This window comes from Brachybacterium sp. AOP29-B2-41, from assembly GCF_052378395.1.
Classification (GTDB): domain Bacteria; phylum Actinomycetota; class Actinomycetes; order Actinomycetales; family Dermabacteraceae; genus Brachybacterium.
The window spans coordinates 227,503-242,651 of sequence record NZ_JBQSXR010000003.1 but is presented as its reverse complement, the minus strand read 5'-3'; the positions used below and the strand labels follow the sequence as shown (position 1 = coordinate 242,651).

Sequence of the window (15,149 nt, the reverse complement as noted above, 5' to 3'; positions counted from 1 at the left end):
ACGTGGCGGCAAAGACGAGGGCCGCGCATGCCCCGGGCGCCCGAATGCTGGACACTGAAGGGGTGAAACGACATGTGCGCGCGTGGATGAGGGCCGAGGTGGCCGCCGGGACCGACATCGCCCTGCTGGTGGCTGTCTCCGATGCTCCTGCTGCGGAGGAGTCGCTGCAGGTTCTCGCCGACGGGGTCGACCACCCCGTCACAGAGACCCGCGACCGCTTCGGCAGCCGCCTGCATCTGGTGCACGGCCTCCCGGAGGGCGCAGTGGAGTTCGTCTATGACGCCACCGGCGTGGGGGAGGCCTCCGTGCCGCAGAGCGACGAGGCGGATGCCGTGCTGCATCTGCGGCCCTCGCGATACTGCGAGGTGGACGAGTTCGATCGGATCGCGGCGGAGATCGTCGGTGAACGCACCGGGGATGCCGCCGTGCAGGCGGTGGTCGACTGGGTGCACGAGCATCTGGACTATGTGCCCGGATCGAGCACCATCACGGATTCCGCGCGCTCGACGTACCTGGCGCGTCAGGGGGTGTGCCGCGACTACGCGCATCTCACCGCGACGCTGCTGCGCGCGAGCGGGATTCCCGCCCGTTGCTCCTCCGTCTATGCACCGGGGCTCAGCCCGATGGACTTCCACCTGGTGGTCGAGGCGCTGGTCGAGGATTCGTGGCAGGTGGTCGATGCGACTCATCTGGCTCCCCGCGCCTCGATGGTGCGGATCGCGACCGGTCAGGATGCGGCGGACACCGCCTTCATGACCACCCTGGCGGGCAACGTCACCCTCAGCGGCATCCAGGTCACCGCGGTGGTGGATCCTGGACTGCCGCACGAGACGCCGGGGGAGCGGCTCCCGCTGCGCTGACGCTCGCCGCTTCGCGACGCGCTGCTCAGGCCTCCGGGGACCGTGAGTCCGCAGGTCCGTTCGGCGAGTCCGGCCCGCTCGGCGAGTCCAACCCGCCGGGACTCTCCGGCGTGCTGGGCGTCTCCGAAGCGCTCGGCGTCTCGAGATCGCCGGGGTTCGCTGGACCGTTCAGAGGCTCCTGGCCGTCGGCCGCTCCTGGGCCGTCAGGGTCCGAGCTGCTCTTGCCGTCCTCACCCTCCGCGTCGAAGCTCGCGAGGTACTCCTCGACCTCCGCGGCGATCGCGTCCGCGGTGGGGACTTCGGCGCCGGCACCGGAGGTGATCATCCGATCGAATCGCTTCTCGAGGCCCTGGACCATCTCCTGCAGCTGGGGCTGAGCGTCGATCTGTGCCGCCACCGCCTCGCGCACCGGTCCGGCCTGGGTCTCGAGCGCGTCCAGCGGCAGCTCCGGTCCCTGCTCCTCGGTGATCGCACCGAGCAGGGCGATCGCCGCGTCCGGATAGGTCATCTCGTGCAGGTACTGAGGGACGTGCACCGTCAGCCCCACCACCTCATGGCCACCTTCGGAGAGTCGCATCGTCAGCAGCGCGGTGAAGGGGGCGCGCAGCCGGAAGGTCCCCGGCATGGTGCGGCGCACGGTGATGGAGTCCGGGTCGCCGGCGAAACGGGTCACGGGGAGTTCACGGGTGTGGGGGACTGGTGCCGGGAACCCCTGCAGCAGCAGGGTCCGCTCGATGCCGAGCTGCTCGACCACGATCCGCAGCGCGTTCGCGACCCGTTCCCACTGGAACGACGGCTCCGGACCGGTGAGCAGGAAGAAGGTCTCGCCGTCCGGTGCGGTCACCTCGTGCAGGAGGATCTCCGGCTTCTCGTAGTCCGTGAAGTGGTCGAGCTGGAGGGTCACCTCGGGGCGTCGTCCCGCGTAGTCGAACACCTGGTCCATGTCGAGCCGGCCCACGACGCGGCTCGAGAGGGCGTTCAGCAGCTGATCGTCGACCAGCCGCTGGGCGTCGCCGGCATCGCTGTAGGCCCCGAGGGTGACGAGCAGGGTCCGACCGCGCAGGGCGCGCGAGTCGACGTGACGCTCGTAGCTGAACAGGGTCGTCGGATCCATCTTGACCTCCAAGGCGACGGGCCGCGGGAAGGCGGCGCGGGTGACTACTTCTGCAACGAGGTCCGCGGCGGGCCTATTCCATCCTGAGCGGACACATCACGTGACCAGCGCCACCGAGTCGATCGCGAGGCGCAGCGCGAGCGCCCCGGTGACCACCAGGAACACCACCCGCACGAACCGTGAGCCGAGCCTGAGCGCGAGCCGGGCACCGAGGTAGCCGCCGGCCAGGTTCGCCAGCGCCATCACCGCTCCGAGGATCCACCACACCTCGCCCTGCAGCCCGAAGACCAGCAGGGCACCGAGATTGGTGGTGAGGTTCGCGAGCTTCGCGTGGACGCTCGCCTCGAGGAAGCCGTACCCCAGCAGAGCCACCATCGCGATGATGAAGAAGGTGCCGGTCCCGGGCCCCAGGACGCCGTCGTACACGCCCACCGCACCGCCGATTCCGCCCGAGCGCAGCACATGGGCCCGGCCCTGATGCCGCGGCTCGTGCACGAGCCCCATCGCGGGCCGCAGCAGTGTGTAGGTGCCGACGCCGAGCAGAGCGAGCAGCACGATGGGCGAGAGCCACTCCCGGGGGAGGAACGAGGCCAGGCCCGCGCCGAGGGCGCTCCCCGCGAGGGCGCACAGCACCAGCGGCACAGCGGTCGCGGCCACGGGCGTGATCCGGCGGATGTACGTCCAGGAGGAGATCGCCGTACCCGCCGCAGAGGCGACCTTGTTCGTGCCCAGCACCGCGCCGGTGGAGGCGTCGGCCGGCAGGGAGGTCAGCAGTGCCGGCAGCTGGATCAGCCCACCGCCGCCGACGACAGCATCCACCCATCCCGCCACGAACGCGGCGCCGATGAGCAGCACGAGCGTGAGGGCGGAGAGCTGGAGCAGCTGATCGAGCAGGGGCACCGGTTCAGTGAACACCGGTTGCCGCGCGGGGGACGAATCAGTCCGCTCCCTGACAGACTGGTGACATGCGAGCAGTGATCTGGGACCTCGGCGGCACTCTGGTGGACACATATCCCGATGTGGACCGCGCCCTCGCATCGGCGCTCGATCCGCAGCCCGGTGAGGAGCTGCTCCGCGAGGTGGGGCAGCTGACCCGCATCTCGAGCTCCCACGCGATCAGCACCCTCGCCGCCAGGCACCAGGTGCCCGAGCGCCGGCTGCGCACCGCCTACGAGGCGACGAAGGTGCACTGGCAGCAGCATCCGCCGGCGGTGATGGCGGGCGCCCATGAGCTGCTCGCGGCCGTGCACCGCGCGGGCGGGCTGAACTTGGTCGCGACCCATCGGGAGCGGGGGAGCGCCACTGCGCTCATCGAGGCGCTGGAGCTGCCGGTCGACGACATGGTCTGCGCTCCCGACGGCTTCGCGCGTAAGCCCGATCCGGCGATGGTGCTGGCTCTCCTCGCGCGGCACGCGCTCGCGCCTGAGGAGTGCCTCGCGGTGGGGGACCGCCCCGGCGACGTCGAGGCCGCTCGGGCCGCCGGGGTGCGCGGGGTGCTGTTGGAGACCGCCGGCATCGCCCTCGATGCCGGGGACTCCGAGCGGGTGACCTCCCTGTATGCCCTGGGCGCGCTGTTCGGCCCAGCGGTCCAGTGACACGGGGAGCGGCCCACCCCCGCAGGCTCCTTCCCGCTGACCCCCGCAGGGAGGCGGGGGATCCCCTCAGACTCCCGCCAGGTCCCCTGAAATCACTGGTCACCACGGGAGCATGACCCTACCGTGAGGTGATCGGCGCGGCATCGAGCGGCGTCCGGCGGAGGGTCGTGGAACCGTGCTGTGGCGGATGGCGAGAGGAAAGCTGCGCGAGGAGCGCGCGGTGATGACGACGCTGGCCGGACTGATCATGCTCTCGGTCCTGCTCGCCTGCGCCGGCACCGGCCTGATCACTCGCCTGGTGGGCAGCGGCGACGCCCTGATCGAGCGGGCCGATGCCCCGCACCTCGCCCAGCTGCACACCGGCGACGTCGATGTCGACGAGATCGCCGACTTCGCCGCCGACCGCCCCGAGATCACCGCCCACCAGGTCACGCCCCTGCTCGGGATCGACGGCGCGCAGCTGTTCTTCGACGGGGCCAGCCAGTCCAGCAACGTGCAGCAGAACTCCCTGGTGGTCCCGAGCCATGAACGAGATCTGCTGCTGGGCCTGCAGGACCGCCCGATCATCGATGTCGAGCCCGGCACCATCTGGCTCCCGCTGCTGTATGAGGACTCCGGCCTCGCCGCCGGTTCCACCGTGACTCTCACCGCCCCGGACGGCTTCCGCCTGGACCTCGAGGTCGCGGGATTCCTGCGCGATTCAAGCATGGGCCCCGCGATCGCCGGTTCCAAGCGGCTCGCGGTGAGCGCCGAGGACCTCGCCGCGGTGGCCGAGCACACCGGGACCTGGGAGCACCTGATCAGCTTCTGGGTCCAGGACCGCTCCCGGGACCTCACCACCGTGCGCGCCGCCTACCAGGAGGCGGGCCTGCCCGCGGCCGGCCCGTCGGTGGACCGCTCGGCGTTCATACTGTTCACCGTGTTCGCCGAGGGCCTGGTCGCGGCGCTGGTGCTGCTGGCCGCCGGGATGGTGCTGGTGATCGGGATGCTCACCCTCCGCCTCGCCCTGCGCACGGCGCTCGCGCGGGACCGTCGCGAGATCGCGGTGATGACCGCCATCGGGATCTCCGCCCGCGACGTGCGCACGCTCCACCTGCTCGTCTACGGCACCCTCGCCGGAGTCGCGGGAGCGCTGGGACTGCTGGGCAGCATCGCGCTCGAGCGGGTGCTCTCCTCGGGGCTGACCCGCTTCCTCGGCGAGACCGGGGGAGTCCGCGTAGTGATCGTGCCGGCCCTGGCCGCGATGCTGCTGGTGCTCGGAGTGCTCGCCATGGTCGCAGGCTTGCTGCGCCGACTTCGCCGCATCGGGCCGCTCGAGGTGCTGCGCAGGAGCGGCTCGGTCGGCGACGCCGCTGGACCGGGCCGCCTGCGCCTGCGCCGCTCACCCCTGCCCGTCGGCGTGAGCCTGGGGCTGATGTCCCTGCTGGGCCGCGGCAGCTCAGCACCGCTGCTGGTCACGGTCTTCGCCGTGTGCACCCTGCTGGTGATGGTGCCCACCTCGATCGCCACCACGCTGTCCTCTCCGCAGTTCTCCGCGTACTTCGGACTGGGCGCGGCCGATGTGCGCATCGATCTGCCGCACACCGGGAAGGACAGCACCGACCGGTTCGAGAGCGCCCGCCGCACGCTCGCCGACGACGCCCGCGTGGCCGAGCACACCGCCCTGGTCACCACCCGGCATCTCGTCGAGACCGATGAGGGCGAGGAGCTGGGCCTGGCCGTCTCCAGCGGGGACCGCTCCGCGACGCCCGGCATCTACACCGAGGGACGAGCGCCCCGGAGCGAGGTGGAGATCGCCCTCTCGCTGCTGTCGCTGGCGGAGGCCGGGGTCTCCGTGGGGGACCAGCTGCCGATCCAGGTCCAGGGGCAGTGACAGGAGCTGGAGGTGGTCGGCTCCTATCAGGACCTCACCAACGGCGGGCGGACCGCCAGGGGCATGCTGCCCGCGGAGGGCGAGCAGGTGATCGGGTACGTGCTCGGGGCGGCCCTGACCCCGGGCGCTGAGACCGCCGCTGTCGCCGAGGATCTGTCCGCTCAGCTCACCGACGCCCGGGTCTCGGAGACCGAGGTGTACCGGTCCCAGCTGCTGGGTCCGGTGGCGGAGCGGATCAGCGTCGCCGCGGCGCTGGCCTCGGCGGCGGCGGTGGCCCTGGCCGCACTGCTGGCGGTGATGATCTCCCGACTCTGGCTGGCCACCGATGCTTCCCCGCTCGCCGTCCAGCGGGCGCTGGGTGCCTCGCCCCTCACGCTGCGCGCCCCGTACCTCATCCGGATGCTGGTCACCCTGCTGCTCGGCCTGGTCGCCGGTGCCGCACTCTCCCTCACCCTGGGACAGGGACTGTTCAACGTCCTGATCGAGGGGATGTTCGGGGGGATGGAGCATCTGTTCCAGGGCACCAGCCGGATCGATCTCGTCGTCGATCCGCTGCTGACCGGAATCGCGATGCCGCTGCTGCTGGGCACCATCGCCACGCTCGCCACGCTGTGGACCTGCCGCCGGCTGCGCACCGCCGACGTGCGCGCCCAGACCACGGAATGATCCCCTCGGAGGAGACCGTCATGACCACCACCCTCAGCACCACCGGCCTGGACGTTCCGCTGCTCGAGGCCAGAGGAGTGACGCGCCGCCTGCAGCGGACCACCATCCTGCACGACATCGATCTCACGGTCGCGGACGGGGAGTTCCTCGCGGTGATGGGCCCTTCCGGCTGTGGGAAGTCAACCCTGCTGTACACGCTCAGCGGTCTCGAGGACCCCACCGACGGCAGCGTGCTGTGGGCGGGGGAGGACCACAGCACGCTCGACGGGAAGGCACGTTCGCGCCGCCGACTGCTGGAGATCGGCATCGTGTTCCAGCAGTTCCATCTGCTGCGGAACCTCTCGCTGCTGGACAACGTGCTGCTGCCGGGGCTGCTTGCCCGGACCGAGCAGCGCACCGTGCTGCGCACCAGAGCCGAGCAGCTCATGACGCAGCTCGGCGTCGACGATCTCGCCGAGCGTGGAGTCGGTGAAGCCTCCGGTGGGCAGCTGCAGCGGGTGGCTCTCGCCCGGGCACTCATCAACCATCCTCGGTTGCTGGTGGCCGATGAGCCGACCGGAGCGCTGGACTCCGCAGCCACCGAGGAGATGATGGATGCCCTTGCTGAGATCAGCGCCGAGGGGACGACGATCGTGCTGGTCACCCATGACGCCCAGGTCGCGCAGCGCGCGCACCGGATCATCGCCCTGGCCGATGGTCGGATCAGCGGCGACCGGCCGGCTCCTGGGAACGGCTGACGTCCGGGAGCAGCGCGGGATCCAGTCGCAGGACCCGTGCTTCGGGATCGCGCTGGATCAGGCTCAGCAGTGAGGCGAAGGCGACCGCGATCCCGCTCATCTCCAGCAGCTCTTCGAGCATCGTGCTGTAGATATAGGCGTTGTTGACGATGCCGTCGTTCCCGGCCAGGATGCGCCCGTTGAGGGTCTCGACCGCGATCGCTCCGGCGAGGAAGAGCGCGCCTCCCAGGAACAGTCCGTTGCGTGCACGTGAGGGCAGGGAGAGGACGAGGCGGAGCAGCAGGAGGACGATCACCAGGGCGATCGGGGCGCCGAGCAGCACCCAGGAGAAGCCGATGGTGACGGGCAGATGCTCCGCGATCAGGTTGCCGGGCACGTCCAGCCGTTCATGCACCTCGAGGTACTCGTCCACCGAGGCGAACAGGGCGACGACTGCCAGCAGCCACCAGGACCGGCGTCGGGCTGATCCCGTCACGGCGATCATCGCGGCGAGGACGCCCAGCAGCAGCCACAGTCCGGAGTTGTACCAGGTGGCCATGTTGTACTCGCGGCCCACATCGAAATACCAGAAGACGGTGTGCAGGTTCTGCGAGAGCAGCCCGGTGGTGCGCTGATGCGCGAGCAGGAACAACAGCGCGATCACGATGATCATTGCGGCGACCGCGATCAGGCGGAGGGCGACCCGGTACTGGGACAGCGGTCTGAAGCCCGCGGGCGCGGAGGGCGAGGTGGACATATCGGGAGTGTATGAACTTTCGATGAGTTCGGGGTGAACCCAGGATGTGGACGCTCTCATGCGTGTCGCGGGGGAGCAGGGCACTACCGTGGGAGCCATGGCGATCATCTACCGTGCCGAGCTCAGCCCCAACAAGACCGAGATCCTCCACGACTTCCTGTCCTCGCGTTCCTGGGGAGAGACCGGTGAGCTCGTGCTCCTCGGCGCCTACCGCTTCGACGACCCCGAGGGCGAGGTCGGCGTGGAGTGCCATCTGGTGCGCGTGGGGGAGACGACCTACCATCTGCCGCTCTCGTACCGACCCCTCCGGGTTGACGGTGCCGACGAGCATCTGCTGGCCATCATGCAGCATTCGGTGCTCGGTGAGCGCTTCGTCTACGACGGCCTGGCCGACGAGACCGCACTGGACTGCTTCCGGCGCGCGATCTGTGGGGAGCAGCAGCAGGCGGCGCTCGACATCTATGACGAGGACGGCACGCTGAGCGAGACGCTTCCGCAGAGCGTGACGCTCAGCCTCGAGGTCGACGAAGGCGAGCAGCCGCCGACGGGGGATGAGCTGCTGGACGGCGCGCCGTTCACCATCGCGCGCACCCTCGGTGATCTCGACGGCGCCGTACGGCTGCGTGCCCGCTGGTCCGGCGGCGACGGCGTCGTCGTCGCGTACTGAGCACCGCCCGCAGCTCAGCCGGGGATGTCCACCAGCGTGAGGCAGAACGGGTGGCCCACCGGATCGGCGAACTCCAGGCAATGCTCCGCATCGGCAGTAGCAAGGGGATTTCCGAGGGTCCGGCGGTCTGGCGCCACCGTCGCCTCACCGCTAGGGTCACGTTCATGGAGATGCTCGGAGCAGCTCAGATCGCCGCAGCCCGCCTGACGGACTGGTGCCAACTCGCCCAGGGCCTGCACGCCCGGTATCTCATCGACGACTTCGAAGCGGGAGCACGTTTCCTCGTGGCCATCGGCGAGGTCGGCACCGAGCTCGGCCATCAGCCTCGAGTATCGATGGACGCCGGTCATGTCGATCTGAAGCTGGTCAGTGACGACGCGATCTATCGGGACGGAGAGACTGAGCACGTCGTCCAGTGGGTCACCCAGAGGGACCTGGACCTGGCACGGCGCATCACCGAGATCGCTGCGCTCCACGATCTTCGCGCCGAGGTGGCTGCGGTCAGCCACATCGAGCTCGGGCTCGACACCCAGAGCTCCGCGATCATCGCCCCGGTATGGGCAGCGCTCCTGACCGGGGACCCTGCGGCCCAGGGCCGCGGGACACCGAGCGACGAGGTGCGAGATGCCACGGGGCGGGTCCCGAATCTGTGGTTCGGGGACGGGCAACAGGCGGGCGAGCAGCGGTTCCATCTCGAGGTGTACGTGACCCCGGAGGTCGCGCCGCAGCGGATCGCGGCGGCCGTGGCCGCCGGGGGGACTGTCGTCGATGACAGTCAGGCGCCCTCGCTCGTGGTGATCACCGACCAGGACGGCAACAGGGGAGTCGTGTGCGCTCCGGCGCCGATCGCGGGCACAGGGGACTGACATGCCCGAAGGGTCGTCGTACCGCATCGAGCCGCTGGACATCCGCACCTGGCCTGCCTTCGAGGCTCTGGTGCAGCGGCACAACGGCATCTTCGGCGGCTGCTGGTGCCTGTACTTCCATCCGGCCTGCGAAGGGCGCGGCGAGAGCTTCGAGGGCAATCGCCTGCTGAAGAAGGCTCACGTCGAGCAGGGGACAGCACACGCTGCGTTGGTCATGGACGGCGAGGAGGCGATCGCCTGGGCCGAGTACGGCACCCCGGAGGAGCTGCCGACGATCCATCATCGCAAGCAGTACGACGCCACCAGCACTGCGGCGCCGGACTTCCGGATCACCTGTGTCTTCGTCGACAAGCGGTATCGGCGCCACGGCCTGACCGAATTGGCGATCACCGGCGCGCTGGGGCACATCGCGGCAGCCGGCGGCGGAACGGTCGAGAGCTATCCTCACGACCTGACGCATCAGACGAAGAAGATGTCCTCGTCGTTCCTGTACAACGGCACCCGGCGCCTGTACGAGCGGCTCGGCTTCACTTACGACCGACCCAAGGGGCTGAAGAACTGCGTCATGGTCATGACCGTGGAGCCAGCGTGAGCTGGACTAGACACAGGACACAGAACACAGAACCGTCAGGGGAGCACTCTCTGCGCGTCACTCCAGGCCCACTTTACATAACGTGCATTATCGGCGGCGCATGAAGGGCCTGGCCGGGCATGTGTCGGCCGTGTCGCCGCACCACTGACACTTCAGGCGCACTACCTACGAGGTGTCGCCCACGACGGCTTCGTCCAGGATCCCACTGAGGCCGTCAGGAACATCGGCCCTCGGCACCATCGACGGCGTTGCACCGACAGTGACGAACCTGCGCCAAAGCTCGGGGATCCGGGCATCCGGGCCATCGAGACAGCATCTGAAAACTGAACTCAGGAACACATCTTTCGCACGCTGTATCGCCCGCTTCGGGAGACCTTCTCCGTGCAGCCCTGATCTCCGCACGCTCCTGGCGACCTCTCCCCCGGCACTCTCTTGTAAAGTGCTTGCGACCTGCAGGTTTGCTGCATCGTCGCAGGTCACGGCACAGCTCTGCTCGACGGGATTCTTTTCGCGCGTCGATCGGATGCCGCAGGCCGACCCGCATGGGCGTCACGGACTTTTCCTGCAGCCTCCTCGAGGGTCTTGTGCTGCGCGGCGCGCAGCACCAGTTCACAGAGAGAAGACCGACCAGCAGATCGCGTCACGACTCCCCTGGTCCTCGAGCACGAGCTCCCGGACCGCTGCCGGCAGGCGGGCGCGCTGCCAGTCCCGCTCGCCGCGCAGTGCGTCGTCGCCGGAGGCGCTGCGCACCGCCTTGAGCGCATAGGCGGCAGCACCCAGGTCATGCTCGGCGACGTGGCCCACGCAGGCGGCCTGCCCGGCGGCATAGGCGGCGAAACGGGCGGCACCGGGCAGCGGCCGGGCGGCGCCCATCGCGTGCCCGCCCAGCGTCCGGGCCTGCATCATCGACATCTCGCCGTCGGCCCAGGCGCGCGCCGCGACGATCGCGTCGCGGGGACGCGCGTCCCCCGGCTGGACGGTCTCGAACAGCGCGAGCACGTGCTCGGCGCAGTCGGCCGCCCAGCGAGCCAGCAGCTGATGGTGCTCGTCACGCAGGGTCCCTCCGCGACGGATCGTCACCATCCGCGGATCACGCACCTCGGGCAGGATCATCACTGGCTCATCTCGCGGCCGATCCGCTCAGGCTGCGACGGTGTGGGGGTTCGCGGTGCCGCTCCCCCGGCCCGCCAGAACGAAGAACGTCGCCGAGATCAGGCAGCCCACCACCATGGTGATCGCCATCGGCAGCGAGGAGTGGGTACCGGCGATGCCCACGAGCGGCGCGGCGATCGAGGCGGAGAAGGAGAAGCCAAGGCCCAGCATCGCCGACCCGGTGCCGGCGAACTCGCGGGCCTGGTCCGAGGCGAGCGCGCCTCCGTTGCCGAAGATCATGCCCTGCGGCGCGACGGTGAAGAAGAACGCCGGGAGCACGATCCACGCCGGGGTGTCCAGGAACAGGCTGCCGAACAGCAGCGCGAAGCTCGCGAGCGACACCACGATCAGACCCACGCGGATCAGGGCCCGGGGATGGATGGTGCGGGTCAGGCGCGCCGAGAGGAGCGAGAGCACCATCATGCCCACGGAGTTGATCGCGAAGCTCACCGAGTACTCACTGGAGGAGAAGCCGAGCATCTCCTGGACCACGAAGGACGAGGCGGAGACGTAGGCCATCAGCGCGAATGCGGAGAAGGCGTTGACCAGCAGGTACGCGACGAATATCCGTCGGCGCAGCAGCGTGTGCACGTTCCGCAGGAAGGTGCGGAAGCCGCCCGAGTGCCGTCGGGATACCGGCAGCGACTCGGGGATCAGGAAGAGCACGCCGAGCAGCGAGACCAGGGACATCGCGGCGATCACGACGAACACCTCCCGCCACTGGCCGACCAGCAGGATGAGCCCGCCGAGCAGCGGGGCGACGATCGGTGCGACGCCGCCCACGCCCTGCATGATGTTCATGATCCGGAAGAGCTCCGGGCCGTCGGTCATGTCGATCAGCACCGCGCGGCCCAGCACCATGCCGAAGCCGCCGCCGATGCCCTGCAGCACGCGCATCACCAGGAGCATCTCCACGTCCCCGGCGAGGGCGCAGCCGATCGAGGCCACGAGGCACAGCACGATGCCGATCAGCAGCGGGATGCGGCGGCCCATGCGGTCCGAGAGCGGGCCTGCGACGATCTGTCCGCTCGCGGTGCCGAGGAAGAACGCCGTGATCGTCAGCTGCATCATCGAGGCGGTGCTGCCGAGCTCCTCGGCCACCTCCGGGAAGGCCGGGATGTACATGTCGGTGGCGAGCGGGCCGATCGCGCTGAGCGTGGTGAGCACGAGGATCACCATCGCGGTGACCTTGCTGCGGGTGCGGCTGAGCTGCTCTTCGTCGGGGAGGCGGGCCATCTCGTGGTCCGCCGGGTCCTCGAGCACGGGGATCGCACCGGTGATGGTGGGGATCGCACCGGTGATCGTGGGGATGGACCCGGTGGTGGTGGGGATGGATCCGGTCGCGGTGGGGATGGATCCGGTCGTGGTGGGGATCGAGCCGGTGGAGGTCGGGGGCTCTTCGCGAGCGTCCTCGCGGGATGTGTCGTCGGCGGCGGGTGCCACGGAGGTCCTTTCACGGAGTGCAGACGTCGGGCCAGGAGGATCTCGGCGATCCTGCCTGGCCCGATCAGCAATCCTATAGGCGCGTCCGCGGCCCCGTACAGGTCCTCGGCACGCCCGCGCCGTCACACGGCGGGCTTCTCCCGCGCGGCCAGCCCCGCCTGGTAGCTGGGGTCAGTGCGCTTCATCCAGCGGATCACTGCGGAGGTCACCGGGATCATCGCGTACTGCACTGCGACCTTGTACACGAACCCCAGGATCGTGTACTCAGCCCACTGCTCGAAGCTGGTGATGCCGATCGCGACCGAGGCGATCGAGCAGAAGATGATCGTGTCCACCAGCTCGCCGAGGCCGCTCGAGGTGAACAGCCGGGCGATCAGGCCCCTCTCCCCCATGCGCCGCTTCATACGGGTCACCACGAAGGAGTTCAGGCTCTGCCCGGCGAGGAAGCCTGCGAGCCCGGCGAGCACCACGATCCAGACCGGCCCCAGAGCCAGTTCGAGAGCTTCCTGCTTGGCCAGCCCGTAGGCATCGGGGAACGGGGGCAGCGCGATGATCACCTGGTAGCTGATCGAGGCCAGGATGCTCACGGCGAAGGAGGTGATGATCGCGCGGCGCGCGCTGCGGGCGCCGTACAGCTCGGTGATGATGTCGCCGAGCACATAGGCCAGGGGGAAGAGGAAGAAGCCACCATCGGTGATGATCTCGAAGCCGGTGCCGGGGATGGTTCCGAAGCTGACGCCCTTGGCAGCGCCGATCCCTGAGAGCACGACCACGGTGACCATGGCGGCGAGGAGTATGTCGAAGTGAGAGCTGCCCCGGTCGGCGTAGACGGCGCCGGCCGGGCGTCCAGAGTGCTGGGCGGAGGGGGTGGGGGGTGTTTCAGTGTTCACCGGGGCAGGGTACACAGCGGGCCGGGCCGACACCACGCGGGCCGGGTCAAGACCACGCGCGGTCAGGGCCCGGCCCGGCCGGTGTGACGGAGTCCGGTGGAGGCTCAGATGCCGTCGGCGCCGTAGTCGTACTCGCCGACGAAGCGCGCGAACTGCTCTTCGCTGCCATGCCAGAGGTTCGAGTCGCCGGCGAAGGGACCGGAGTCCGAGTACTGCCACATCTCCCAACCCCACCAGCGGCCCGGCAGCGTGCTGGGGCGGGAGGAGGAGTAGGAGGCGAGGAAGAGCGGGGAATTCTTCGGGGTCCACTCCCCCACCACGTCGTTCCACCAGTGGAGGTTCGTGTACAGCACCGGTCGGCGGCCGGTCTGCTCACGGTAGTGATCGGAGAAGCCCACGATCCAGTCGCGCATCTCCTGCCGGGAGAGACCGTAGTCGCGCGGCAGGCCGTGGTACCCCTCGAAGTCGACCATGCCGGGCAGGGTGATGCCGTCTTCGCTCCAGCCGCCGCCGTTGTTGAGGAAGAAGTCCGCCTGCTCCTCGGGGCCTCCGGAGTCGGGGCGCGCGAAGTGGTAGCCGCCGCGCAGGAGGCCCGCGTTCCCGGCGCCGGTGTACTGGTGATTGAAGGCAGGGCTGCGGTAGCTGCGGCCCTCGGTCGCCTTGACGTACGCGAAGCGGGAGCCGAGCTCGGCCTGGGCGGCCCAGTCGACCTCCCCCTGCCAGCCGGAGACGTCCTGGCCGTAGATGCCGGCCGCGTTCGCCGCCGGGGCCGCCAGAGCGGCCGTGCCGGTGCCGAGAGCCGCAGCACCGAGGACTCCTCCGCGCAGGACGGACCGGCGCGAGGCGCCGCCGGGCTCGGCGGGAACGGGAGGAGGGGTGAGATGGCGGGGTCGATAGGACGACATGGCGTCTCCTGGGGAAGCGGGGAAGCTGGGGAAGCAGGAACAGTCAGTGCGACGACCGTCACACCGCCGCCACCGTACGCGGGACCGCTCCCCCATGGGGTCCGCAGCTGCAGAACTCGGCGTGTCGCGACGAATCGGGCAGACCGCGCCGAAGCGGGCCCACAGCCGTGTCCCGGCGCTCAGCCCTCTCGGGGCACTCAGTCCGCGCGCGGCGCTATGAAGGCCTGCAGCGTGCCCAGGATGGTGGTCGCGGCGAGCTCGGTGACGTCGCGCTGCTCCATGTGCTCGCGCAGCATGAGGTCGATGAAGATGCCGATCAGCAGTTGCGCGAGATCCTCCGGCGCCAGCAGTGCGCGTGCCCCGGTTGCCTCGAGCCGCATCGAGAGCATGGCGCCGATCTCGTTCCGCAGCCGTTCACGCTGCACGGCGAGCTCCACCCGCATCTGCTCGTCCCGCAGCGAGTGCGCGATCGCATCGGAGTAGAGCAGGTACCACTGGCGGCCGAAGGGTCGGATCCCCTCGAACACCGCGAGCATCACGTCGGCATCGTCAAGGTCGGGAAGGCGCTGGGAGTTCTGTGCCGACGCCTGGGTCACCGCGTCCTCGACGGAGCTGTTCGCGATGCCGATGAGCTCCGCGGTCACCTCGTCGAACAGCGCGGTGAAGACCTCCTCCTTGGTGGAGAAGTTCGAGTAGAAGGCTCCGCGGGTGAACCCGGCCGCCTTGGCGAGGTCGTCGACCGTCGCGCCGTCGACGCCCTTCTCGACGAAGACCTCGAGCGAGGCCCGCACGAGCTTCGCGCGCGTGTTCTCCCGGCGCCGGGTGCCGGCGGATTCGGGCAGCGGCTCGAACAGATCGCTCATGGCTCCTCATGGGGATGCGGTGGGACAGGTTGCGGCAGGGCAGGGCGGGTGGGATGACTCTCACCCCGGTGATGCTCAGGGGACGTTGATGTCCGTGAGGACCAGCCGATACTATCGCACCGATACGTTCGTGTATCGAATGCGTGGGCGTCTCCAGTGGGGCGGTCCGACGTCTCCCCCTGCTCGTGCC

At 69.5% G+C, this 15,149-nt stretch carries 16 protein-coding genes; 8 read left to right on the top strand and 8 right to left on the bottom strand.

Annotated features, from left to right (window positions below):
• Window positions 1-62 precede the first annotated feature (62 nt).
• A complete protein-coding gene (locus ACT3T9_RS04845) occupies window positions 63-860 on the top strand; it encodes a transglutaminase-like domain-containing protein (RefSeq protein WP_444606059.1) in 798 nt (265 codons plus the stop codon).
• 25 nt (window positions 861-885) lie between these two features.
• On the opposite strand, the gene ACT3T9_RS04840 is transcribed toward ACT3T9_RS04845, so the two are convergent.
• Both ACT3T9_RS04840 and ACT3T9_RS04835 read right to left on the bottom strand, forming a co-directional pair.
• Window positions 886-1,974 (bottom strand): PAC2 family protein, encoded by a 1,089-nt coding sequence (locus ACT3T9_RS04840; RefSeq protein WP_444606058.1) that lies wholly within the window; start codon window positions 1,972-1,974, stop codon window positions 886-888.
• Between the two features lie 96 nt (window positions 1,975-2,070).
• On the bottom strand, window positions 2,071-2,874 hold the full coding sequence (locus ACT3T9_RS04835; protein ID WP_441445573.1) for a TSUP family transporter: 804 nt from the start codon (window positions 2,872-2,874) through the stop codon (window positions 2,071-2,073).
• A gap of 65 nt (window positions 2,875-2,939) precedes the next feature.
• Between ACT3T9_RS04835 and ACT3T9_RS04830 the strand changes: the two genes are divergently transcribed.
• The 4 genes from ACT3T9_RS04830 to ACT3T9_RS04815 all read left to right on the top strand — a co-directional run bounded on the left by ACT3T9_RS04830 (window position 2,940) and on the right by ACT3T9_RS04815 (window position 6,845).
• Window positions 2,940-3,569 carry an HAD-IA family hydrolase gene (locus ACT3T9_RS04830; protein ID WP_441445574.1) on the top strand — a complete coding sequence of 210 codons (630 nt, stop codon included), beginning with the start codon at window positions 2,940-2,942 and terminating at the stop codon, window positions 3,567-3,569.
• A 223-nt stretch (window positions 3,570-3,792) separates the two neighbouring features.
• Entirely contained in the window at window positions 3,793-5,442 is a 1,650-nt protein-coding gene (locus ACT3T9_RS04825) for an ABC transporter permease (protein ID WP_441445575.1), read from the top strand.
• A 12-nt stretch (window positions 5,443-5,454) separates the two neighbouring features.
• On the top strand, window positions 5,455-6,108 hold the full coding sequence (locus tag ACT3T9_RS04820; RefSeq protein ID WP_441445576.1) for an FtsX-like permease family protein: 654 nt from the start codon (window positions 5,455-5,457) through the stop codon (window positions 6,106-6,108).
• Between the two features lie 20 nt (window positions 6,109-6,128).
• Entirely contained in the window at window positions 6,129-6,845 is a 717-nt protein-coding gene (locus ACT3T9_RS04815; protein WP_442332076.1) for an ABC transporter ATP-binding protein, read from the top strand.
• On the opposite strand, the gene ACT3T9_RS04810 is transcribed toward ACT3T9_RS04815, so the two are convergent.
• Window positions 6,811-7,581 carry a hypothetical protein gene (locus tag ACT3T9_RS04810; RefSeq protein WP_444606057.1) on the bottom strand — a complete coding sequence of 257 codons (771 nt, stop codon included), beginning with the start codon at window positions 7,579-7,581 and terminating at the stop codon, window positions 6,811-6,813. The two genes, ACT3T9_RS04815 and ACT3T9_RS04810, sit on opposite strands and share 35 nt — an antisense overlap.
• Window positions 7,582-7,678: 97 nt before the next feature.
• Here ACT3T9_RS04810 and ACT3T9_RS04805 point away from each other — a divergent pair, with 97 nt between their 5' ends.
• The 3 genes from ACT3T9_RS04805 (at window position 7,679) to ACT3T9_RS04795 (ending at window position 9,706) form a co-directional block, all read left to right on the top strand.
• Complete coding sequence (locus tag ACT3T9_RS04805; protein WP_442332078.1) at window positions 7,679-8,248, top strand: maltokinase N-terminal cap-like domain-containing protein; 570 nt, start codon at window positions 7,679-7,681, stop codon at window positions 8,246-8,248.
• A gap of 164 nt (window positions 8,249-8,412) precedes the next feature.
• A complete protein-coding gene (locus ACT3T9_RS04800; RefSeq protein WP_441445580.1) occupies window positions 8,413-9,114 on the top strand; it encodes a 4a-hydroxytetrahydrobiopterin dehydratase in 702 nt (233 codons plus the stop codon).
• A gap of 1 nt (window position 9,115) precedes the next feature.
• The gene (locus ACT3T9_RS04795) at window positions 9,116-9,706 is read left to right on the top strand and encodes a GNAT family N-acetyltransferase (protein ID WP_441445581.1); all 591 of its coding nucleotides are present in this window, start codon (window positions 9,116-9,118) and stop codon (window positions 9,704-9,706) included.
• A gap of 609 nt (window positions 9,707-10,315) precedes the next feature.
• On the opposite strand, the gene ACT3T9_RS04790 is transcribed toward ACT3T9_RS04795, so the two are convergent.
• The 5 genes from ACT3T9_RS04790 to ACT3T9_RS04770 all read right to left on the bottom strand — a co-directional run bounded on the left by ACT3T9_RS04790 (window position 10,316) and on the right by ACT3T9_RS04770 (window position 14,959).
• Window positions 10,316-10,819: a putative immunity protein gene (locus ACT3T9_RS04790; RefSeq protein ID WP_444606056.1), complete on the bottom strand. Its 504-nt coding sequence runs from the start codon at window positions 10,817-10,819 to the stop codon at window positions 10,316-10,318.
• 27 nt (window positions 10,820-10,846) lie between these two features.
• The gene (locus ACT3T9_RS04785; protein WP_444599715.1) at window positions 10,847-12,301 is read right to left on the bottom strand and encodes a multidrug effflux MFS transporter; all 1,455 of its coding nucleotides are present in this window, start codon (window positions 12,299-12,301) and stop codon (window positions 10,847-10,849) included.
• A 122-nt stretch (window positions 12,302-12,423) separates the two neighbouring features.
• Complete coding sequence (locus ACT3T9_RS04780) at window positions 12,424-13,191, bottom strand: queuosine precursor transporter (protein WP_444599714.1); 768 nt, start codon at window positions 13,189-13,191, stop codon at window positions 12,424-12,426.
• Window positions 13,192-13,295: 104 nt separating this feature from the next.
• Window positions 13,296-14,096, bottom strand: a complete 801-nt coding sequence (locus ACT3T9_RS04775; protein ID WP_444606055.1) for a GH25 family lysozyme — start codon at window positions 14,094-14,096, stop codon at window positions 13,296-13,298.
• A gap of 197 nt (window positions 14,097-14,293) precedes the next feature.
• Window positions 14,294-14,959, bottom strand: coding sequence for a TetR/AcrR family transcriptional regulator (locus ACT3T9_RS04770; protein WP_441445586.1), 666 nt, complete (start codon window positions 14,957-14,959; stop codon window positions 14,294-14,296).
• Between the last annotated feature and the right edge of the window lie 190 nt (window positions 14,960-15,149).